Genomic DNA, 21,854 nt, shown 5'->3' with positions numbered 1-21,854 from the left:
TATTATATTCTATTCAAAACGGTTAGTCCAAATTCTTGAGAAGAAACTTTAAACGTTTCCTTTACAAATTCGGAAAGATAATTTTCTTCAGAGAAAATAATGATTCGTTTTATGTTCTCTGATACTATTTTTTCTAAATGTTGTGGTTGTACTGGTGTAGTTGTATACAACAAAAGTACATCAAATTTTGTCGAAGTCAAATCTTCAATATCTACAAACTCTATTTTGTTTCTAATTGAAGAATAACAATGGTTCGCAACGGCAAGTTTTTCATTGTCGATTAACACACCTTTTAACTTAGCATAAGGCCTTTTATAGGCTATATATAGTAAAAGTTGACCATACTGATCATCATACACAAGTACCTGATCTTTTTGATCAATAAAACTTGCTGCTTTGTAAAACTTCTCTTTGTTTTCTGAATAATCAGATTTGATCTTTTTAAAGCAACTTTTATATCTATAATTGTTCAGTAAGGCTTTTTTGTAATAATCAATCCCTTCTAGATCTTTTTGTAGTTCGAAGTATTCTTCTTTAAAATATGCGCTTATTTTTTTTGTTCTTTCTGCATAACCTACTCCAAAATTGGTATTGTCATTGGTAATTCTAGGCAATATCTTTAACTGAATCGCTCCATCATGAATTACGAAATCTCCTTTGGGCGATACTTCTGAATTCCCATGAATAAGAACTGGCAATATATCTAATTCTAATTCTTGCGCTAAATAAAAAGATCCTTTATGAAATCTACTCATTTTAGCAGTATTAGTTCTACTACCTTCGGGAAATGCAATTAGGGAATACCCTTGCTTCACTTTTTCTCTTAAATGTTCTACGCCACCCTCAATACCAGAAGAAACCGGATAAAAACCTGCCAGCTTAGCGGCTCTACCAAAAACTGGATTATCATATACCCAATCTTTCACTAAAAAGATTAGTTTAGGATAAAGCATTCCAATAGAAATAATATCTAAAAAAGAAGAGTGATTTGCGATGATAATACACTGTTTACCGAAGTCTTCTTTTTCAGGATTATACACTCGCTTTTTCACAAAGGGATTAGAAAATAATACGGAGCGCATTAGCTTGGAAACTACTTTATGAAAAACTCCCATTTTCCTTTTCATACTAGCAGGAAACCATGGAATTATTAAACTACTGAGCAAGGAAACTATAAAACCTCCAACAATAAAATAACCAAAACTGAATAAGGACCACAATGTTTGTCTTATTCTCAATGGTGATAAGCCTTTTTTCACTCTATTCGTAATAAAGGCTCTGAATAACATCGGCTGAATAGTAAACGCCACTAAAACAGCTGATAAAATACCTATTAGAGATACAATTGATATGGAACGTAGTGCAGGATGTTTAGCAAAAATCAAAACTCCTACTCCAAGAATAGTCGTAATGACAGATAATAAAATAGAAGTTTTATAGGTCGGAAGTTCTTTTATATCGTATGTAAACTCTTTTATCAATCCATTGGTAATAAATATGCTGTAATCCACGCCCAAACCAAAAATGAATGTAGAAATGATCACATTAAAAATATTAAAATCAATACCTAAGACTTTCATAACTCCTAATGTAATTACCCAAGTAATTGCGATTGGTAATGCTGTAATTAGTGTAAGCATCGGATCTCTATAGAAAAACAAAAGTAAAGCGACAACTGCTACAAGCGAATACCCTATCAATGAATTGAAATCATTCTTGAGATTACCCAACAAAGTTTCATTTAGTTGCTTTCGATCAATTACTACAGTATTTGAAATTTTACTCAGCGATGTATTTAATTGGTCTGTATTTTCATGATGTACTTTGATTGCCGAAACTACAGTTGCAAAATCTTCTTCTGTGGTTACAAATTCATCTAGATATAATTCTTTAATATTTTGATATTCTTCAAAACCTATTAGATTCACCTTATTGGTTAGAGTTTCATAAAACTGGTTAAAAGTTTGTGGCTTAAAACCAATAGCACTTCCTTTTTCTATTAACAAGTTGGTTAGGGAATCTTTTCGTTGTTGTGTCCAAAACTCTTTCCAAAGTTTGATCTTTTCTTCTTGAGCTTCTTTGGATAACACTACACCACCTACCGAACTGAAATTGATGATTTCTTGATTTATTTTCTTTTGCTCTAATGTTTTAAACAATTTGTTATTAGCATTTAAAGCCTCATTTAAAGAAGAACCATAAGATACTAAGTAAATTGATTTTGCTTTATTATTATTAATTCGATCCAGATCTTCTTCTGCAGCCAATAGTTCTTCTGGCTGATAATTCATCGTATTGAGATCTGTATTAAAGCCTACTTTATGAAATAAGAACAAGCCAATTATGAATATCAAACTTATAATCGATATGAGCACTTTACTTTTATGAAAATTAATCTCTGAGATTTTATCGATAAAAGTCTTTCGCTTCGCCTTGTTATTTTTTGAAAATCGATACACTTGCGGAATAAACAAGAGTGCAAATACAGAAGCTCCAACAACACTTATCGCTGCAAAAATCCCAAGATCATTTAACGCTTCAGATTTTACAAAAACCAAACACAAAAATGCTACTGCTGTGGTGAGACTACTCATCAGAACAGGCATAGATACATCTTTATACAATTCTTTTACATCATTATTATTTCTAAAATGAGTAAGAATATGTAAAGAATAATCTAGTGTAATTCCTAAAAGCACAGAACCTATTCCGAGTGAAATAGCAGATATTTTGCCTTTAATTATGTATAGGATTGCTATTGCTAAAATAGCTCCAAAAACTGTTGGTGTAAAAATAATAAGAGGTACGGTAAGCTTGCGATAAAAGAAAATTAATATTAGCAATAGAATACTCATAGCTATACTAATAGTAAGCTGTATATCCCCTTTTATCTGTTTAGCATTCGCAACAGCGTATAAGGTAGAACCAAATAAAGTAGCATTAGCGGTTTCTTGAAACGTATTATTTAGTTCTTCTGTAATTTGCTTTAGTTGTTCTACAAAAATTGTATTCTCTCCTGTTTCGTTTGTTGCTAATTCTGGTGTTAGAAATAACAACAGATTTTTTCTGTCTTTTGTGACTAAAAATCCATTATACAAATCATAGTTATCTCCGAGTTGTAATTGTGCAAGTTTTTGTAAACCTTTTGGTGTTAATCCTAATGGATCTTTTACAATAAACTTTTGTGTTACCAAACCTGCTGGAGAAATCAACGACTTATAATTATTCTCTATTACTTTTGTAATCGAATCTGGATTGATTTGATTCTCAATAAAAGCATAATCATCATCGGTAAGGAAGAAAGGTAGATGTCGATAAACGAAATCATACAATTCCATAACATTATCGTCTGCTACTTTTCCTTGAATTTTTTTTACATACTTTGGAAGATGCTGGTTTAGAGAATCTATAAAGGAAGATGCATATGTTGTAAGATTATCAGCATCATCTCCTCTATTRGAAATATTGACCACAATTTTGTCTGAAAAGGATACTGTTTTCAGCACTTTTTGTGTAATCTCAGACTTATCATTGCTAGGTATCAATCGAGTAATATCTTCCTCAAAACCAATGCGACTTGCCAGAAACGTGAAAACTGCCACAAAACCAATAATCATTGGCCAGGCAATCAATTTATTTCGCCTAACATACTGGTATAAGGATAGAAAAAAATTATGCATCTAAGGCATTTTTTTTATGTTCACGAAAGCTAAAATACAAATACGCAATGATTCCTGAAATAGCTGACACAAGCGTTGCCAAAATTAAACTCCCTACGATATATTGCCCTAGACTTTTAAAAACATCAGTCCCTGATTTAATATCTTCTATATTTAAAGTAGCATCCATTTCCTTTCCCATTGCAATTGCTCCAATCTGATAACTTCCATAAATGATAAATGGAATCATTGGAGGAATACTGATATTAGAAAACAAAAACGCAATTGCGCGATTTAATTTCAGTAATACTGCTAAGGAAATCACTAAAATTGTTTGAAACCCCCATAAAGGAGCTATTCCAATAAAAAGTCCAAGAGCAATAGCTCCTGCTTTTTTTATAGGCGGATCATTACTTCTTAAAACATTTTCCTTCCAGTATTTTTTAAAGCCTTTTTTTTTTACCTTTTGAATTAATCGTTTAGGAAGATAAAAGAGTAATGTAAGTGTAACCAACCAAGTATTTAAAATACTAATTCTCGTGAAGTCTTTAAAGGGTCTAAAATGAGAAACTCTTTCTGCCTCGTCATACAACACCTGTACTGGAACATTTCGAACCTCAACATTTCTCCAAGCCAGTTTTACAATCACTTCAATTTCTAGTTCGAATTTTGTGGTAAACAGGCGTAATTTGCTAATCTCCTTAATTGGATATAAACGGTAACCGGATTGTGTATCTTTGAGCTTAATTCCTGTTTCTACATAATACCAAAAATTAGAAAACTTATTCCCAAAACTACTTTTACCTGGTACAGAAGGATCGTCCATATTACGAGAACCAATTAATAAAAGAGGAATTGTAGAATCTTGTTTTTCCAATTCATTTAGAAATATTGGAAGATCACTAGGAAAATGTTGACCATCACTGTCAATGGTAATCATGTAATCATATCCTAATGTTGCAGCTTGTTTAAAACCTTCTCGAAGCGCCATTCCCTTTCCTTTATTTTCTGGAAAAGTAATAACTGTAAAGGCATTTTGATATTTTTCTAGAATATTAGGAGTATTGTCGGTTGATCCATCATTGATAATAATGATACGATCTGTATATTTCATAACGCCTTGAACTACTTTTTCCAAGGTTTTATGATTGTTATACGTCGGAATAAAAACACAACAGTTTAGTGTTTCAAAACGTGAGTCAAAAGAAGTATTTTCTATCACAGAACTATTTTTTCCGATGCAAAAATAGCATAATAATAATTTTAATAATAAAGGAATCTATAATTATAGAAGTAACGACGTAATATTATTTAAAAGCTTCGGAAGTAGACATAAAACCTTTTATAAATTTTTTCAATTTAGCTGAGGAAACTTTTTCTATATTATCAGTTAAAAAGCTCTTGTCTTCATCTTTATTTTTATAGTATCGCGTAATTCTGGGAGCACTGGTTTGGACACTTAGTCTTATCATTCTCAATTCTATATTATCTGGTTCTGCTTCTATAGCAGCTTCTATCAATTTTTTTCCTTTTCTAAAAAAAGATATTTTTTGTCCTGTGCGATCTGCATAAGCAGCTTTTAAAGTTAATGCACATCCATAATAAGCAGATAATACTGGATTTCCTTGATAATCCGTATTCTGAGTAACTTTATAAAACTTCTCTGTATTTTCCTTTGTATCCTTAGCATATCTATATAAGCTCCTTACTTCTGTAATGTCCGAAGTCGAACTTATATTTACAAAAAACAATGTTATAAACAATGCTAAAAACTTCATAATCTTTGATTTATAGTTTAGTAAAAGTAATCACAACTTTTAAAGCAACTGTATCATCATATCTTACAGTACTTTTAACTTTAATTTCTTCATCAGTATCTTTAAAATCATTGGTAATCTCTAAATCCGGATTTTTTTCTGKATTAATTACCGCCATGAATTTTACATTAGAAGACTTTTTCATAAATAAAGAACAACCTATTCTCTTCTCGGTTAATTCTTTTATGATCTGCAATGTACATACTCCTGGTGTAACTGGATTTCCTGGAAAATSACCTTTAAAAACATCACTTTTGGGGTTAAGTGTTATAGTCGCTATCTGGATACCATCCCTTACAGAATCTTCATTAATTTTATATAAATCAGCAATTAGCATATTATTTTTTTAAAAAATTTAATTCAATATTTAATTTAATATTTTTATGATCAATACGAATATTTTCAGCAACTTGATTATTTGAAAACTCTTTGAACCGTATAATCACTTTTTCTTTTCTTTTTGTAGCCTGAACAATCTTATGTAATCTTTTATTAGCAAGCTCATAAAAATAATAATTACTTCTCTTATTACTGTCACTTTGCAGTACTGTGAATTCATCATTGTAATACTTTCCTGTTACAGCACCTTTTTCTTTTATTAACAATGAAAAATCTCGTATCAGGGTATTTAGGATGATTTTTCTATCCAACTGTTCTACAATACTATTGATACGATAAGAATCATTTTCTATTTCCAAATCAAAAAAAGTAGTTCCAAATTGAGAAGTAAAAACGATACGGTGTTTTAAAGGGGCTACTTTTTTTAGAATCAGAATACCACTAAATTCATTTCCGTATACTTTTATATCCGCTTTGTAAACATAATCAACAACAGAACTAGAAAAATAAGGGTTCTGAAATAATTCATCACCTTCTATATCTGTTTCTGTATAATCTTTTACTGTTGCTACTTTACAACTTATACAACAAAAAAGAAATATACTAATGTATAAATACCGCATCCGGAATAGGTTTGTTGACAGAAGTATTTTTAAACTTAATTAGTGTATAATCTCCAGAAGGCTCAATAAGTTTTACACTTGAGACCAGATAACTTTTAGACTCAAAACCTAATACTATCTGTTTGAACATATTTTTCAATGTTTGATCTTTAGGAGCTAATTTAGCAATATAAATACCTTTGTTTTTAAAAAATTGCATCGCAAACTGAGATTCATCTAGCATATCTCCACTTACACTTTTTGCAATCAGATCATTCAATTTTTTAAACACCTTATTTGAAGCTAGATTGATATCACTTTTCTTACCTGCATCATTAATGTATAATTTCTTATCCTTAAAAATCACACTATACTTATAAGGTTTTGTATATGACCATTTGATAATATTAGGAGATTTAAAATATAAATCACCATTACTTTCTATATCATTAGATAAAAAATCTATATGCTTTAATTGTGTAAATGTATTTACAATGGTTTTGGATTGCTTAGCACTCTTACTTACATCATTTATAAAAGTAGTAGCCTCAGAAGCTGAAAGTTTTACTTCCTGTGCTTGTATCCATGAAAAACTAGCTAAAAATGCTATTAACATGAAAAGCTTACTTATATGCTTGTATTGAAAATAGTTCATCTATTGTTACTGTTGTAAAATTATTCTTTTGCAAAAATAACAACAATTGTTCCAATACTGACAAAGTTATTTTTTTTGTATCATGAAGTAGTATTACATCCCCATTTTTTAGGTTTTTGGTAACTCTTTTAAGAATCACTTTTTCAGAAGGAATAGTGGTATCAAACGATCTCTTATTCCAACCTATTACAGAGTGTCCAGTTGTTTTTACTGCTTTTGCAATATTAGGATTGGTGATTCCATAAGGAGGCCTAAATAATAATGATCTTTTTTTGGTATGTTTTTCTATTATTTGATCAGCATCTTCTATCTCGCTTATAAATCTTTTAGTCCCATACATATCAATAAATTTACTGTGACTAAAGGTATGATTCCCGATGACATGACCACTATCTGTAATCYTCTTGGCTATATCAGGATATTGCTCTATCTGTGTTCCGATACAAAAAAAAGTACATTTCACATCATACTTATCCAATAATTCAAGAATTTCCAAAGTATTAGGGTCTGGACCGTCATCAAAGGTAATAGCTATTTTTCTTTCATTAATTCTAGGATTACTACTAAGGCTTTTCAAAAAATAACCTGACCTAATATTAGCTACTCCATAGGCAGTAATTAGAAACCAGATAAGTAGTAAAATAAATAAACTCCACCAAGGGAGCTTATAAAATATTATTGCTGCTAACATCAATACGCCAGCTAAAACGGTTATGATATTAACTGTATTTCTGATTAACATCTTTGCAATAACGCGATACTATGGTTCTTCCCTAGATACTGATTATATAAGAGTATAGTATCATATTTTTTTGCAGATACCTCATTAACCTTTAGAATACTTGGAACCCTATTATTTTCAAAAATTTTACAACCAAGCCAAAACCCAAAACTAGAAGCTACTGGATAATCCCCAATTAGGTGTTTATAGCATAGCTGTTCTGTATTGGAAAAAATAGATGTTTGTAAATTTTCATAGTAGTGATCATACCCTATATCTCCGTTATTACCTAGAACTACTGCATCTACACTATCCATGGTAACTCCTTGACGGTCTAAAAAAGATTCTATGATATCTTTAATCTCCACCTCACTTGCTTTACTGATGGTTTCAATATCCACCATTTTAGCATAGCTATTTTCTGTCTTTTCGCCACTAAGAACCATAAAGGTAGCACCTTCGCTATGTACTGTTCCTCCAGTTCCAGAGTTAAAAAGATCAATCACATTAATATCATCGCCTTTAATCTGACCATCTAATTTATGAAGTAATGTAGAATTCTTTGCTACTTCATCAATACCTCCTACTAGTACATTCTTTTCCGATTCTTCGGATAACATTAGTTGAGCATCGATTAAAGAAGTTTCAAAAGATGCTGCACCCTGAACATAAGTTAAATTATATGCCTTACATCCTAATCCAAGAGCTACTTGTCCTCCTACAGTATTGTGCGTAGATTGGATGAATAATGTTGGAGTTAAAAATTGCTCGTCATCATAAAGGATTTTTTCAAGAAACTTTTCAGAATCCTGTTTACATCCCATACCTGTACCTGTAATAATTGCGTCTGGCATTTCCACACCTGAACTCTTCAAAGCCATAGATGCAGCTGTAACACCCATTTTTACAGATTTAGACATACGCCGCATCGCTGCTGGCTTTATGTATTCTTTATAATTAGGGTCATGAGATCTAAATATAGATTCCTTATGAGAAATTATTTCATCAAGAAATAAATTTGGATCCGACGTTGGTTGCGCCGAAATATTGGCTATACCATTTATGTAGCAATCACTCATTATTTCGTAAAAATTAAAGTGGAACAATTTCCTCCAAAACCAAAAGAATTAGACAAAATCGTTTTCATTTCTTTTGGAATTAACTCGGTTTGAGGAACCAATGAAAACTCTTTCATTTTAGTTTTAAAATTCAAATTAGGAAAAATTAAATTCTCACGAAGCGATAATAGTGAATAAACAGCTTCTACAGAACCTGCCGCAGCAAGCGTGTGTCCCGTAAATGCTTTTGTAGAACTAAAAACAGGAGTGTTTTCCTCTCCAAAAATTCTAGTCATTGCCACTCCTTCTGATAGATCATTGTTCGGAGTTGCAGTACCATGTGCATTCACATAATCAATATCTTGTGGTTTTAGTCCCGCTATTTTTAGTGCTTTTTTCATAGCTAGATAAGCGCCTTCTCCATCAGATGAAGAAGCTGTCTGATGATAGGCATCATTAGCATTTGCCCAACCTGCTACTCTTCCAAGAATATTTTTATTTTCTTTTTCTACAATTTCATCACTTTCTAAAACTAAGAATGCTGCAGCTTCTCCTAAATTTAGACCTTTTCTGTTATCATCAAAAGGAGTACACTCTTCATCAGATAAAATCATTAGTGTACCAAAACCGTTAATTGTAAATTTCGACAAAGCATCTGTTCCTCCAACAATCATTCTATCAATTTTACCAGCCTTTATCATTCGCGCTCCTAACATAATAGCGTTTGCTGCAGAAGAACAAGCTGTACTTATTGTGGAGACATATCCATGTATACCTAAGTAATTTGAAACAGATTGTGTTGTATAACCTGCATGTTGTGCTTTGATATATCGTCTATTTTCTTCAGATTCCGGATATTGTAGATAGTACTTTTCCGTAGTATCCATACCTCCTACACTAGTTCCTGAAATAAAACCTGTTCTGTATTCGTTAACATCAGAAATTTGGGCATCTGCTAAAGCTTCTTTTGCAGCTATAGTACCAAGCATAGCTGTTCTAGAAAAACTATTTAATGGATTAAGACCTAACTCTCTTTCCAGATCGTTATTAGTTTTCTTAATCTCACCGACCATAATTTGATCCCTATGACGAGTTTCCAATAAATCTATTCTGGAAATTCCATGAGAAACTGATTTTAAAGCATTCAAATTTTCTTCTACATTATTACCAATAGAAGAAATAATTCCCATACCAGTTATGGCAACGCCCTTACTCATATTACTTCGTGCGATGTTTTGAAATATAATCAGCCATTACTTTAATAGACTCGAAAATAGCTTTTCCTTCTTTAGGATCTTTTAATTTTATCCCATAATCCTTTTCCAATAGTACAATAAGTTCTAAAGCATCAATTGAATCTAGACCAAGACCATCGCCAAAAAGAGGATCATCATCACCAATTTCGCTCACTTCTACATCTTCAAGACTTAATTGTTCTATTATCTTTTCTTTAAGCTCTTCCTTTAATTCAGCCATAGTTATTGATTATATAAATTGTTTAATTCTTTTTTTGTTAGCTCTTTTTCACCTTTTTTTGAAAGAAAAGCCAAAAATACGTCATATTTATCATTATCCAAATCAACCCATCCACAAATAACGTTAGTTGCTTTTTCTGTTTCTAGCAAAATTTCTGAATACTTAGTCATAAATTCAGCATCAAAACGTTTTGATACAAAAAATGCATTTTCACTTTTCAATTTATTTTTTATACTTATCTCACCCATAATAATATTGGGCAATGTATAAACGAATACAGCTGGAGAAGGGTAAAAATCCTCTCTATTGTTAATACTATCTTGATGTTTTCTATCGGTATCTAGACTAGAAGCTTTATTAGATAAAACCAATGCTGTATTCTCGTCAATTTTCTCCATATCTTGGAATAAAATTTCGGTTGCTAGAAAACCTAGCTTACACAATTCGTCCATTTTGTGAAACTTTGGATATTTCAATTCCAAAAACTTATAGATTCCTTTTGCAAAATCCTTAATATTTTCGGATTCTAAATTCGAATATACCTGTTCACCATTTTTAGAGACTTTACCATTTCGCAGTGTACAAAAATCAGATATGTAAAAATTTTCTGTTTTCAATCGGTCAGTTTTTCTATTATTAAAGCAACATTACAACCTCCAAAACCAGAAGCCGTTTTTAACACGCGAGTTAACTTAGTTTTTTCATTTTTGGTGATTACATTAACAGGTTGTGAAACACCAAGTTCCTCAAATCCTATTGATGCGATGAGTTCATTGTTGATTAAACAATGCCTTGCAATAATACTCTCAATTAATGCCGATGCTCCTAATGTATGTCCATAATAACCTTTAAGACTATTTAGTGGTACGTTTTGCAAACCAGCACGATTGAATGCAATTGCCTCCATCTCATCATTAAAAGGTGTTGCGGTTCCGTGTGCTGTAATATAATCTATCTGATCGCTATTCAAATCCGCTTCTGCTAATGCTCTTGTAATACTTATAAATAAACCTTCTCCGGTTCTAGAAGGTCCTGATATATGATTAGCATCATTTGCCGAAGCATCTCCAGCTATACTAATAGGTTGTTCTGAAGCATATTCTTTATTTCCAGATAACCAAGCGCATGCGGCTGCTTCTCCTAAACTAATTCCTGTTCTATTTTTACAAAAAGGTTTACACGGTTTTGGACTTACTGCTTGAAAAGAAAAAAAGCCTGAAAGTGTAAATTCTGATAACAAATCTCCTCCTACAACAATGATATCATCAAAAAGACCTGATTGAATCATTCTTTTACCAATTGCTAATGCTAAGCCTCCAGAAATACATGCATTTGATAAAACCTTAGGTGTTCGATCTAACTGAAAATAATGCTGAACAGTTTCTGCAATACTCCCGAGATAAACTTTCTTATCCTGACCATCTCTTAAGTTGTTGATATTGCCTTTGGTTGTTGAAATAATTATTCCGCTTTTGGTGATATCTAGAGAAGGGTTATTGTCTAAGARCTTGGAAACGGATAAAATAATCATCTTTTCCAGCTTGGTATATTCTCCATTATCATTTTTAGAGATCATATTCCAAGCTTCAGAAAGTTGTTCATTATCAACTACTGCTCCATAAAAAGGTTCTGACCAAATATTGCTATTATCTACTTTCTTAATTCCAGTATAATTATTTCGAAGATTCTCAATGTTCTCTTGTGTAGAAAAACCAAGTGGAGAAACAATATTATCATCTACTAAGTAAACTTTTCTCATAGTAAACCTACTTTTCGTTTCCAATCCAGAAAAAATTCAGGAATATTTAAAGACATATTTCCATCCATATCCAAAAATACCTGTGTAGTCTCTCCAACACAAACCAGTTCCTGATTTTGATTATAAACATTATATCTAAAAATCATTTTTGCTGCTGGACTATCTACATATATGGTTTCAACCGTCGCTACATCTCCATATTTCAAAGGAAGCTTATGATCACAGTTAGAATTCACAATTGGGGTTACATAGTCATTATCTTTTACATGTAAATAAGAAATACCATGATTTCTCCCAAAAGCTTCTCTTCCTTCTTCAAAATAAGTTATATAGATACCATGCCATACAATGCTCAGTGGATCACAGTCATTAAATCTAACTCTTACCTCATGAACGTGTTTTATATCTGTAATAACTTGCTTAGATCGCCTTTTTCTTTTCATAATATAATATAGCAATTACGATAGTACTAATAAAAAACACAATAAGCAAACCAATCTCTGGAAGAATATCTACAAGACTGCCTTTTCTCAGAAAACAATCATAAAAAGCTTCTAAACCCCAATTCATTGGTGAAATCTTTGCTATTATTTGCATTGTATCAGGCATAGCAAACACGGGAACCCAAACCCCTCCAATTGCTGCCAATAACACTACTAAAACCGCACCAAACGGAGCCGCCTGTTCATGTGAACTAAAAACAGTACCTAATAAAATCCCTAATCCTATAGCAGCTAAACCAGCGCTTAAAGCAACGGTGTATAATAAAACTAGCTGATTTCCTACATCTAAAACAGGTAAGCCCATTTTTGGAAAAACATAAACTCCTATTAGAAGAATTAAAGTAAACTGCAATAAGCTCACTATTAAAAATAAAAAAGCCTTACCAGCAATTATAGTGCTATATCTAGTTGGTGTTGTTTGTAACCTAATAAAAGTACCTTGCCCTTTTTCATGTACCAGATTTAATGATAATGGTAAAATCATAAAAAAAATAGCAAACAAAGTCCATGCAGGTACATTGTGTTGTACCGAATTAGGGATAATTGATTCTCCAGAAAGCGACGGGTTAATTTGCTCGTATTTTACAAAGTTATCTCTATTAAAAGATCGTAAACTTTCAGATTCACCTAGTTCTTTTTCAAAAGCTTCATAAATTGATTTAGTTTCTATACTTGCTACCAATTTATCTACAGCAAAGATCACAGAACTTCTAAATGTTTCCTGAGTAATAGGGTCAAAATAAAGTTTTACCACTTTGCTAACCATTAAATTTCTCTCAACATCTGATACCTTCAAGGAGTCAGCTATACCTTCAAACTCCTCAAGTATTTGACCTATATTTTTGTCAATCTGTTTTTGTAATTCACTACTTAAACCTTCAGGAATTACGATAGCCAATTGATACTCTCCAGAAGCCACTAGTTGCCTTGCTTTTTCTTCTGACAACGGAATTTCTTCAAATTGTGAAATAGGTTCTAAAAACTCAATATCCGCAAAGCTTTTCTGAATCTCATCAGATAACTTCCCTTTATCATTATCTACTAATAAAATTTCTATAGAGTTACTAGAAACTGATTTAAACGTAGCATCCTGTATGAGTGTAATAGTTACAACCAGCACTATTGGCATAAGAAAAAGAACAATAAGGCCCCCAGGATCTCGAAGGAGCAACAAAAATTCTTTCTTTATGGACGCCAAAAACCTATGCATAATCTCTTAGTTCTCTTCCAGTCAATTCTATAAAAACATCTTCTAGGTTTCTTGCATCTTTAGTATTAGAAATAAGTTTAGTTGGTGTATTTTCAGCTATGATTTTCCCAGAATCAATAATACCGACTAAGGAACATAAATCTTGCGCTTCCCTAAGATGATGTGAAGTATAGATAATCGTAGTTCCTTTATTATTGAGTTCTTTTAATTGATTAGTAATAGCTTGCTTTGATTGAACATCAACGCCAACCGTAGGTTCATCTAAAAATAAAAGCTGTGGGTTATGAAGTATACCTGCTATCAGATTCACTCTTCGTTTCATACCTCCAGAAAATGTTTTTACTTTTTTATCTGCAAACGGAAGTAACCCTAAAGTCTCTAAATGAGAAGAAATAATTGGCTTTAATTCGGATTTTGTCATTCCGAACATGCTTCCAAAATAAAACAAATTTTCTTTGGCTGTTAATTTGGGATATAAAGCGTACTCCTGAGGTACAACTCCAATAAGTTTTTGAATTTCTTTAGTTTCTTGTTTTAGATTTCTATCAAAAATCGTGACTTCTCCTGAAGTTGGTTTTATAAGACCACATAAAATAGAAATCAAAGTAGTTTTACCAGCTCCATTTGGCCCAAGCAACCCATAAACTTCACCTTTTTTGATTTCAAGATTTACATCATCTAAAGAAAGAAAAGTTGCTCCCTTATATTGTTTAGAGATATTTTTTATTTGAACAAGAGGAGTTTGATCCATCTCATAACTATTTAATAGCTTTCTTCAAATCTAGAAAAAAAGCTTTTTCCGCCAATCCAATTGCATCTAGCTTATCAGCAATTTTATTATAGGCATCAGTTTCTCTGCTCCTATTTTTATACAATCTAGAAGCATCAATCGCAAAATCTCTCCATTGATCTCCAATTGCAGTCATTTCTTCTGACAATTCCGCTAATCTTGGATTTTCCATAATAACAGAAGCTTCTTGTAAAAAAGCCGCGAAAATAAATCGAAAACCACCACCTCCGGTTCCAATTTCTTCCTGCATACGAACTAATTGCCCTAAATAATGATTTGTTTTCTTTACTCCAATTTTATCAGGCCATTTACGAATACGTTTAGCCACATATCTTATACCTCTATATCCAACCACCGGAACCGGTGCTAACATATGCCTGTATGCCTGTTTTATACCTTTAGTAATTGCTTTTTTGAGATCTATTTGATTAGGCAATTCGGTAGGATAATAAATATGCCCATTAGGAGCAAAAGGACCTTTAGCAAAACGTACTTTTTCCAGTTCTTTAGCTGACAGCGTAGTTACATCTTGCATAACAGGATCACTAATCAAATAATTATCTCCATCCTTACCATATACTACCAAATTATGTGCATTGAAGTGGAAGCGATATTCATCTGGAAAATAAGTCAGATTATATACTCCTACCTGTAATCCTACAGGATTGTTCTTCGACAACTCAGCATCTAAGACTTGTTGAGCTTTTTCTTTAGATTTAAACTTATGTCTTTTAATTTTAAAACCGAGTCTTTTACTTACCCTAGAAAATATAAAACCAGGAACTGGTCTAAAACTAAACATGGGTGCAAAATTCACCTTAACAAAAGGAATGTATATAAAAAAAACTCCTGAAGCTATCCCAAAAACCATAGGTTCACTCACTTGGAGTCCATTATAATTTAACAAATTAGAAACCACTCCATTTTCACAATGGGCTGATTGATTGTGTTCAAAGTTTATTTTCAAATCTTTGGATTTTTAAGTTCTTCTAAAGAGATTTCGAAAGCTTCCGCATATTTTTTAAGGGTTTTCTCGCCTAATTTTTTGAATATTTTTGCTTTCAAGTGTCTTTTCACTCTCCACTGCCATATTCCAACATAACCAGAAAGCACAACCACATCCATGCGTTGAGATTCCATGTAAAATGCTATAGGACTTAATTCTCCTTCTTTTATTTTTTGGATAGTTTCTTGAAGTTGTTCTTCAATTAAATCTAATGACTCATTTAAAGCAATTGTTTTCGCCTCCCAACCAGAACTAAGAGCTTTACCATACTTACCGTCCTTATCAACGGCATACACCACCTCTTTTATATTAGCCTTAGAAAGGCTACTTTCATCCTGCGGTACTTCCTCTTTTTTCATCTTAGTTTGGTTTTAAAAATCCCCAAATATTTGACTATTGGGAATCTACTATAATTGTTTTCATCTCAGATGAAGCTAACAAATTTCCATTAGTATCCTTCACTTCAATCATCACTAAAGAAACTAACATGATTTCTGCTATAATTTCAACTGTGGTAATCAATTCAGTACCAACTTTAGGCAACTCATGAATTGTAGCATGTTTGATAGAGCCAATAAAACCTGTTTTAGGCTTTCCGTCTTTCCCTTTCTTTATAAAACCTCTATAACCTCTATGCAGCGCTATACTTTGGGCCATATTTTCTATCAATCCTCCTTCTGTAAAATAACCATTTGAAGCTAGAATGTTCTCTTCAGAAACTTTATAACCAGAAACCACTTTATCGGAATCAAAATAAATCAATTTATCAATCATTACGAATGGATCTTTTTGCGGAATCAATTTTTTTATAAAATTGATATCTTTGATTTCCTCTTGTAACTGATTATTCATTAGCAAACGGTTAACAAAATATGAAAATACGAAAAACGTCCACTTTCAGGAACCATTGCAAGAATCCTATCTCCTTTTTTAAGTTGTCCTGAATTTTTTAATTCATTTACCATTAAATAAATAGAGGCAGATCCAACATTACCAACTCGTTCTAAATTAGTAAACCATTTGTCTTTAGGAATTGAGATACCTTTATCAACCATTTCATTATATAACCTCTCCTCAAAATAAAATGAAGAAATATGCGGTAAGAAATAGTTTATTTCTTCAAAGTTCAAATTATTCTTTTCAAAAGCATCCTTCATACTCGAAACTGCCTTTGAAACTACATACTTATCCAAAATCTTCACATCCTGTTTTAAAGAAAAAACAGATTCAGACAACCATTGTTCTGGTTCATATTCACTCCAGGGTTTTATGGTACCATCCTCATTTTTATCACCTCCTGCATACATACAAGCTTCTAACTCATGTGCAAAAGAATACGCTTGCATCCAATCAATTCTTAATGAATTTTCTCCTCTAGGTTTATCTTCTAATAAAAATGCTCCACCTCCATCAGATAACATCCAACGAAGAAAATCTTTTTTAAAGCCAATTATAGGTTGCTCTTCTAATGCCTTTAAATTCTCAACTTCCTTATCAAACTTTCTAGATTGCATCCATGTTGAAACTCTTTCAGTTCCAGTACAAACAGCGTTATTAGTATTATCTGATTTAATAGAAAGATACCCATATTTTAACGCACTCATTCCAGAACAACAAACACCAGAAGAAGTATTTAACTCAATACTTTCTTTGGTATCTAACAGCCCATGAACCATAGATGCATGAGAAGGTAATAAATTATCAGGAGTAGATGTTCCACAAGAAAGTAATTCTATTTGACTTTCAGAAAAATCCGAATCACATAGATTTTTGATAGTTTCTTTTGTGAGTTGGGCATTATTATGGGTTATATTTCCATTATTATCAACAGCATAATACCTTTCTTTAATACCATTATTTCTCAGAACGATCCTTTTAGCACGAGATGGTTGATCATCAATCATACCTAATCTCTTTTCCATTTCGTCATTTGAGACTGGCTCGTTTGGCAAGAAATGCCCTGTTTTTGTTATATAAACGTTCTTCATAAAAGTAATAACCTACCTTAATCTAATTGATTGATAATATTTAATATCCTTTTTAATTCGTGCATAAAAAGGCAAATAAGTCAACAAAAATATAATAAAAACTATAGGTACAAAAACCCAAATTGCAAATTGTAGATAATACTCAAAAAAGTTCAACCATTTTTGTCTTCTTTTTTGTGATTTCAAACCTACCTTATATATATGAGCAGACCACTTACTAAAGATATGATTTCCAGATTTATCTGAACGTATTAAAAAAGGTTTTATTTGCACTGCACCTTTATCTACTAAATCCTTTTGAAGTTGTTCATAATTTTCTTTGAAAAGATATTTTTTAATAATTACACCAAACTTGTCTGCTTCATTAATATCTTGTTCTGAAACACCAGGTTTAGGAAAAACACCAAGATATTTCGTTTTTTTTCCTTTCATCATCCAATGGACGATAGTAATCACACTTATATGATTCCAATGACGATCCACAAAAGCTATATTACCAACTAACTTTGCTTTACAATCCATTAGTAGCTTTTTTACTTTTTCTTGTGTTAGAATCCACATATTTCTGGATGCATTAACGGTAATAACAGGCGTATCTTTTAATAATATTTTTGCGTCTTCACTTTTCAAAAATGAATTTATAGGAATAGAAGGAGAAAGATACCAAACTGTATACCCAAGAATGATAAGGTCATATTTTTTAACCTTAATATCATCAGGAATTGGTTTATTTGGTTTTGGAATTTGGAGATAAGATTCAGGAAAAACCTGCATAAAGTCTTTTTTATCCCAAGGAAAATGATATGGGACTTCGGGAGTAATTTTTTGAAATGTAACTGAACAGTTCTTATCAAGCTTAAGTGGGCTCATCAAATTTGACAAAATATCGCCAAGCTGTCCACTTTGACTATAATATAACACCAATATACTTTTCATATTTTAGTTATTAAGATCGTCCCAATAATCATAATAATTGAACCACTGTAATGGATATTTTTTTAGCATAATTTCAGTGTAACGTATATATTCTTTTAAAACATGGCTTGGCTTAACAGAGGTTTCTTTAAACTCAGGTTCACGGGCATAGAGATTGTATTCTTTACCTTTTCCTTTCATTATATACATGTATAGAATAGGTTTCTTTTTACGTGCCGCTAATTTATAAGGACCGAGTGGAAATTTGGCTGATTTTCCAAAAAAATCTTGTTCTATAAACTGTATTCCTTCGGCATATCGATCAGCTGCAAAAACAATAACTTCTCCATTGGACAACACCTCATTCATTTGAAAAATATGTGACATATCCTCCTGAATAACAATAAACTTCATTGTAGTATCCGAAGAAACAGCTCCAACATATTGTTTTATCTGTTCGTTTTCCTGATCGGTTACTATTAAATTAACTCCAGTATCCGTCATATCGAACTCGTCAAAAAAATATCTGGCTATATTAAAACTCCCAACATGTCCACTAAAGACTACACCTCCTTTTTTTTGTTCTAATAGGCGTTGAATTTTTTCTCTTCCATCATAAGTGAAAGAAAATCTATCTTTAAGTCCATAAGATATAGCCGTTCTATCGATAAGTGTTTGACCAAATACGAAGTAATTCTTGTAGATGCTTATAATAGACTTAATAGAAGATTGACCTAATCTTTTATTAAAGAAGTAATAACTTGCTTTTGTTGAAGAGTAAGAAAACACCAAATAGTAAGCAGCAACAAATACAAGGATCGTATATGCTGCATTAAGACCTAAATACTTTATAAAAAAAATAAAAATTTTATAGCCTAAAGGTGTTCCTTTAGCTTTACCTTCCCATTGGGCCATTCTAGTCTTTTAAATATTGACTTTACGTTCTATTAAATCATAAAAATCCTGAAAGCTTTCTACTCCTACAAAATCATCTCCTACTAATTTAACTCCAAAAGTAGCCTCTATAGCTACTACAAGATCAACATAATCTAAACTATCTAAATCTAAGGTTTCCTTAAGGTTTGCATCGGGAGCAATTTCATCTGCTTCCACCTCGAATTCTTCTATCAAAAAGTCATCAACTTTTTCGACAATTACACTTGTTTCCATCATCTTTTTAGTAATTTTTTTCTATTCTAAATCTTTTTTATGACGATTGCAGAATTTGTGCCCCCAAATCCAAATGAATTCGACAAAAATACATCAATTTTTTTATCTACTGTTTCTTTTACCAAATTTAACTTTACTGAATCCTCATCTGGTGATTCTAAATTAATATTTGGTGCTATAAATGAATTATTCAACATAATCAAAGAGTACACTATCTCGCTAGCTCCTGCCATCCAACATTCATGTCCAGTCATTGATTTTGTTGAACTTACGAATGGTTTTGATTCCCCAAAGACTTCATTAATAGCTTTAGCTTCATTAGCATCTCCGATAGGAGTTGAAGTTGCGTGAGCGTTTACATAGTCAACATCTTCAGGTTTAATATTAGCCTGATCAACAGCTCGTTTCATAGCTCTTGCAGGTCCTTCTTGATTAGGAGTAGATATATGAGCTCCATTTGATGAAAAACCATATCCAACAACTTCTCCTAAAATAGTAGCTCCTCTTTTTACTGCACTTTCATAAGTCTCCATGAAAAGTGCAGCTCCTCCTCCACTTGGCACCAAACCATCTCTTTGACTATCGAATGGTCTACATGCTTTCGTTGGGTTTTCTTCGTTAACAGAAAATACACCTAAGCCGTCAAAACTGCCAAATGCATAGTCGTTGATCTCTTGCGCACCTCCACATAAAACATAATCCTGCAAACCTTGTTTAATTAGCAAATATCCCATTCCTACAGAATGCGATCCACTTGCGCAAGCTGCACTAATGGTAAAATTCACCCCTTTTAACTTAAAAACAGTTGAAAGATTCATTGTTACTGTAGAATTCATGGATTTAAAAACTCCTCCCGATCCTACTAATGTTGTATCCTTCTTTACTCGTATCTTATCAATAGCTTCCATCACTGATTCTGCCGTACTATCATTTCCAAACAGAATTCCTATTTCTTCATTATCTAAAAACTCCTGATCGATTCCTGCCTGATCAAAGGCTTGTTTAGTAGCTATGTAGGCATATTCAGATTCTGAACCAAAACTCACTCTTTGCCTTCTACTCAACTCCTTTTTTAAATTGGGTTTTGGCACGGTACCCGTTAACGCAGATCTATAACCAAACTCTTTCCGAGAAGGTTCATAAACAATCCCCGATTTTCCTTGATACAAAGACTCTTTTACTTCATCAACATTCGTACCAATACAAGAATAAATTCCCATTCCAGTGATAACTACTCTTCGCATACTAATCCTCTATGAATAAATTCCTCCATTAATATTTACCACTTCACCTGTAATGTAAGATGCTTTTTTAGAAGCCAAAAAACTCACTAAATCCGCTACTTCATCCGCTTCTCCAAAACGATTAACAGGAATCATTCGTTTTAGTTCTTTTTCATCCATCTCTGCTGTCATATCTGTTTTAATAAAACCTGGAGCTACTGCATTCACTGTAATCTTTCGCTTAGCCACTTCTTGTGCTAATGCTTTTGTAGCAGCAACCAAAGCTCCTTTTGCAGCAGAGTAATTAGCTTGTCCTGCTGTTCCTTTTACTCCAGAAACAGAAACAACATTTACGATACGACCATATCTATTTGTTAGCATTTTTTGAATCAAATGATTTGTCACATTGTAAAAACCATTTAAACTTATATTCAATACATCATGCCAGTCTTCTGGTTTCATCCACATAAATAATCCATCCCTTGTAATACCTGCATTATTAACTATGATTTCAATTGTTGCTTCAGGGTTTTCAGCTATCCAAGCATCTAATACCTTATGTGTATCTTCACGATCAGCAACATTAAATTTTAATAAAGAACATTGTCCTCCTTCATCTTCGATCAGCTTTTTTGTTTCATTAGCAGCTGCGTCATTAGATTGATAATTTACCAATACTGGGTATTCTAGTTCTTTTGCTAGTTTTACAGCTATTGCTCTTCCAATTCCTCTGGAACCACCAGTTACAAGGGCGTATTTCATTTACGTGTTTGGTTTTAAGGTCAAATAATTATTGAACAAGCATAAAACAACAATTATTCCAAATTAAGATATATTTAACAATATTAAAAAAAACCAGGCAACTTTAACAATCGTCTAATGTTGCCGGAATTTAAAAAACTACTTTACTTCAACAAAAGGTTCAGCATTTTCAAACCATTTATCTCCTAATAATTTACCATC

At 32.2% G+C, this 21,854-nt stretch carries 24 protein-coding genes; all 24 read right to left on the bottom strand.

Features of this window, described 5'->3' with window-relative positions:
- Positions 1-2: 2 nt before the first annotated feature.
- The 24 genes from GBO31_RS16895 to fabG all read right to left on the bottom strand — a co-directional run bounded on the left by GBO31_RS16895 (position 3) and on the right by fabG (position 21,653).
- Positions 3-3,680 carry an MMPL family transporter gene (locus GBO31_RS16895; protein WP_219009539.1) on the bottom strand — a complete coding sequence of 1,226 codons (3,678 nt, stop codon included), beginning with the start codon at positions 3,678-3,680 and terminating at the stop codon, positions 3-5.
- Positions 3,673-4,881: a DUF2062 domain-containing protein gene (locus GBO31_RS16890; protein ID WP_343211318.1), complete on the bottom strand. Its 1,209-nt coding sequence runs from the start codon at positions 4,879-4,881 to the stop codon at positions 3,673-3,675. The genes GBO31_RS16895 and GBO31_RS16890 overlap by 8 nt, the downstream gene beginning before the upstream one ends.
- Positions 4,882-4,966: 85 nt before the next feature.
- A complete protein-coding gene (locus GBO31_RS16885; RefSeq protein WP_219009538.1) occupies positions 4,967-5,437 on the bottom strand; it encodes a hypothetical protein in 471 nt (156 codons plus the stop codon).
- Between the two features lie 10 nt (positions 5,438-5,447).
- Positions 5,448-5,813, bottom strand: a complete 366-nt coding sequence (locus GBO31_RS16880; RefSeq protein ID WP_219009537.1) for a 3-hydroxyacyl-ACP dehydratase — start codon at positions 5,811-5,813, stop codon at positions 5,448-5,450.
- A gap of 1 nt (position 5,814) precedes the next feature.
- Positions 5,815-6,438, bottom strand: a complete 624-nt coding sequence (locus GBO31_RS16875; protein WP_219009536.1) for a hypothetical protein — start codon at positions 6,436-6,438, stop codon at positions 5,815-5,817.
- On the bottom strand, positions 6,419-7,033 hold the full coding sequence (locus tag GBO31_RS16870; RefSeq protein ID WP_219009535.1) for a LolA family protein: 615 nt from the start codon (positions 7,031-7,033) through the stop codon (positions 6,419-6,421). The genes GBO31_RS16875 and GBO31_RS16870 overlap by 20 nt, the downstream gene beginning before the upstream one ends.
- Positions 7,034-7,040: 7 nt before the next feature.
- Positions 7,041-7,814, bottom strand: coding sequence for a polysaccharide deacetylase family protein (locus GBO31_RS16865; RefSeq protein ID WP_219009534.1), 774 nt, complete (start codon positions 7,812-7,814; stop codon positions 7,041-7,043).
- Positions 7,808-8,872, bottom strand: coding sequence for a beta-ketoacyl synthase N-terminal-like domain-containing protein (locus tag GBO31_RS16860; RefSeq protein ID WP_219009533.1), 1,065 nt, complete (start codon positions 8,870-8,872; stop codon positions 7,808-7,810). The genes GBO31_RS16865 and GBO31_RS16860 overlap by 7 nt, the downstream gene beginning before the upstream one ends.
- Entirely contained in the window at positions 8,872-10,068 is a 1,197-nt protein-coding gene (locus tag GBO31_RS16855) for a beta-ketoacyl-[acyl-carrier-protein] synthase family protein (RefSeq protein ID WP_219009532.1), read from the bottom strand. Before GBO31_RS16855 ends, GBO31_RS16860 begins: the two co-directional genes overlap by 1 nt.
- Before the next feature lies 1 nt (position 10,069).
- Positions 10,070-10,327, bottom strand: coding sequence for a phosphopantetheine-binding protein (locus tag GBO31_RS16850; RefSeq protein ID WP_219009531.1), 258 nt, complete (start codon positions 10,325-10,327; stop codon positions 10,070-10,072).
- A gap of 2 nt (positions 10,328-10,329) precedes the next feature.
- Complete coding sequence (locus tag GBO31_RS16845) at positions 10,330-10,944, bottom strand: hypothetical protein (protein WP_219009530.1); 615 nt, start codon at positions 10,942-10,944, stop codon at positions 10,330-10,332.
- Entirely contained in the window at positions 10,941-12,086 is a 1,146-nt protein-coding gene (locus GBO31_RS16840; protein ID WP_219009529.1) for a beta-ketoacyl synthase N-terminal-like domain-containing protein, read from the bottom strand. Before GBO31_RS16840 ends, GBO31_RS16845 begins: the two co-directional genes overlap by 4 nt.
- Positions 12,083-12,529, bottom strand: a complete 447-nt coding sequence (locus GBO31_RS16835) for an acyl-CoA thioesterase (RefSeq protein WP_219009528.1) — start codon at positions 12,527-12,529, stop codon at positions 12,083-12,085. Before GBO31_RS16835 ends, GBO31_RS16840 begins: the two co-directional genes overlap by 4 nt.
- Positions 12,507-13,799, bottom strand: coding sequence for an ABC transporter permease (locus GBO31_RS16830; RefSeq protein WP_219009527.1), 1,293 nt, complete (start codon positions 13,797-13,799; stop codon positions 12,507-12,509). Before GBO31_RS16830 ends, GBO31_RS16835 begins: the two co-directional genes overlap by 23 nt.
- Complete coding sequence (locus GBO31_RS16825) at positions 13,792-14,550, bottom strand: ABC transporter ATP-binding protein (protein ID WP_219009526.1); 759 nt, start codon at positions 14,548-14,550, stop codon at positions 13,792-13,794. Before GBO31_RS16825 ends, GBO31_RS16830 begins: the two co-directional genes overlap by 8 nt.
- 7 nt (positions 14,551-14,557) lie before the next feature.
- Complete coding sequence (locus GBO31_RS16820; RefSeq protein ID WP_219009525.1) at positions 14,558-15,556, bottom strand: BtrH N-terminal domain-containing protein; 999 nt, start codon at positions 15,554-15,556, stop codon at positions 14,558-14,560.
- Positions 15,553-15,954 (bottom strand): hypothetical protein, encoded by a 402-nt coding sequence (locus tag GBO31_RS16815; RefSeq protein WP_219009524.1) that lies wholly within the window; start codon positions 15,952-15,954, stop codon positions 15,553-15,555. Before GBO31_RS16815 ends, GBO31_RS16820 begins: the two co-directional genes overlap by 4 nt.
- 34 nt (positions 15,955-15,988) lie before the next feature.
- The gene (locus tag GBO31_RS16810; protein WP_219009523.1) at positions 15,989-16,447 is read right to left on the bottom strand and encodes a hypothetical protein; all 459 of its coding nucleotides are present in this window, start codon (positions 16,445-16,447) and stop codon (positions 15,989-15,991) included.
- Positions 16,447-17,583: a beta-ketoacyl-ACP synthase III gene (locus tag GBO31_RS16805; RefSeq protein ID WP_219009522.1), complete on the bottom strand. Its 1,137-nt coding sequence runs from the start codon at positions 17,581-17,583 to the stop codon at positions 16,447-16,449. The genes GBO31_RS16810 and GBO31_RS16805 overlap by 1 nt, the downstream gene beginning before the upstream one ends.
- A gap of 12 nt (positions 17,584-17,595) precedes the next feature.
- Positions 17,596-18,519 (bottom strand): dialkylrecorsinol condensing enzyme DarA, encoded by a 924-nt coding sequence (locus GBO31_RS16800; RefSeq protein WP_219009521.1) that lies wholly within the window; start codon positions 18,517-18,519, stop codon positions 17,596-17,598.
- Positions 18,520-18,522: 3 nt separating this feature from the next.
- Complete coding sequence (locus GBO31_RS16795; protein WP_219009520.1) at positions 18,523-19,413, bottom strand: lipid A biosynthesis acyltransferase; 891 nt, start codon at positions 19,411-19,413, stop codon at positions 18,523-18,525.
- A 9-nt stretch (positions 19,414-19,422) separates the two neighbouring features.
- Entirely contained in the window at positions 19,423-19,668 is a 246-nt protein-coding gene (locus tag GBO31_RS16790; protein ID WP_219009566.1) for a phosphopantetheine-binding protein, read from the bottom strand.
- Positions 19,669-19,694: 26 nt separating this feature from the next.
- Positions 19,695-20,912 carry a beta-ketoacyl-[acyl-carrier-protein] synthase family protein gene (locus GBO31_RS16785; protein ID WP_219009519.1) on the bottom strand — a complete coding sequence of 406 codons (1,218 nt, stop codon included), beginning with the start codon at positions 20,910-20,912 and terminating at the stop codon, positions 19,695-19,697.
- Between the two features lie 9 nt (positions 20,913-20,921).
- A complete protein-coding gene (gene fabG / locus GBO31_RS16780; protein ID WP_219009518.1) occupies positions 20,922-21,653 on the bottom strand; it encodes a 3-oxoacyl-ACP reductase FabG in 732 nt (243 codons plus the stop codon).
- Between the last annotated feature and the right edge of the window lie 201 nt (positions 21,654-21,854).

This window comes from Aquimarina litoralis, from assembly GCF_019295435.1.
Taxonomy (GTDB): Bacteria; Bacteroidota; Bacteroidia; order Flavobacteriales; family Flavobacteriaceae; genus Aquimarina; species Aquimarina litoralis_A.
This window is presented reverse-complemented; position numbering and strand designations above follow the sequence as displayed.

Excerpts from the sequence above, each read along its gene's own strand:
- GBO31_RS16885 (WP_219009538.1), bottom strand. The coding sequence starts at position 5,437 with ATGAAGTTTTTAGCATTGTTTATAACATTGTTTTTTGTAAATATAAGT.
- GBO31_RS16875 (WP_219009536.1), bottom strand. The coding sequence starts at position 6,438 with ATGCGGTATTTATACATTAGTATATTTCTTTTTTGTTGTATAAGTTGT.
- GBO31_RS16870 (WP_219009535.1), bottom strand. The coding sequence starts at position 7,033 with ATGTTAATAGCATTTTTAGCTAGTTTTTCATGGATACAAGCACAGGAA.
- GBO31_RS16860 (WP_219009533.1), bottom strand. The coding sequence starts at position 8,872 with ATGAGTGATTGCTACATAAATGGTATAGCCAATATTTCGGCGCAACCA.
- GBO31_RS16855 (WP_219009532.1), bottom strand. The coding sequence starts at position 10,068 with ATGAGTAAGGGCGTTGCCATAACTGGTATGGGAATTATTTCTTCTATT.
- GBO31_RS16850 (WP_219009531.1), bottom strand. The coding sequence starts at position 10,327 with ATGGCTGAATTAAAGGAAGAGCTTAAAGAAAAGATAATAGAACAATTA.
- GBO31_RS16835 (WP_219009528.1), bottom strand. The coding sequence starts at position 12,529 with ATGAAAAGAAAAAGGCGATCTAAGCAAGTTATTACAGATATAAAACAC.
- GBO31_RS16830 (WP_219009527.1), bottom strand. The coding sequence starts at position 13,799 with ATGCATAGGTTTTTGGCGTCCATAAAGAAAGAATTTTTGTTGCTCCTT.
- GBO31_RS16825 (WP_219009526.1), bottom strand. The coding sequence starts at position 14,550 with ATGGATCAAACTCCTCTTGTTCAAATAAAAAATATCTCTAAACAATAT.
- GBO31_RS16815 (WP_219009524.1), bottom strand. The coding sequence starts at position 15,954 with ATGAAAAAAGAGGAAGTACCGCAGGATGAAAGTAGCCTTTCTAAGGCT.
- GBO31_RS16810 (WP_219009523.1), bottom strand. The coding sequence starts at position 16,447 with ATGAATAATCAGTTACAAGAGGAAATCAAAGATATCAATTTTATAAAA.
- GBO31_RS16805 (WP_219009522.1), bottom strand. The coding sequence starts at position 17,583 with ATGAAGAACGTTTATATAACAAAAACAGGGCATTTCTTGCCAAACGAG.
- GBO31_RS16800 (WP_219009521.1), bottom strand. The coding sequence starts at position 18,519 with ATGAAAAGTATATTGGTGTTATATTATAGTCAAAGTGGACAGCTTGGC.
- GBO31_RS16795 (WP_219009520.1), bottom strand. The coding sequence starts at position 19,413 with ATGGCCCAATGGGAAGGTAAAGCTAAAGGAACACCTTTAGGCTATAAA.
- GBO31_RS16790 (WP_219009566.1), bottom strand. The coding sequence starts at position 19,668 with ATGGAAACAAGTGTAATTGTCGAAAAAGTTGATGACTTTTTGATAGAA.
- GBO31_RS16785 (WP_219009519.1), bottom strand. The coding sequence starts at position 20,912 with ATGCGAAGAGTAGTTATCACTGGAATGGGAATTTATTCTTGTATTGGT.
- fabG (WP_219009518.1), bottom strand. The coding sequence starts at position 21,653 with ATGAAATACGCCCTTGTAACTGGTGGTTCCAGAGGAATTGGAAGAGCA.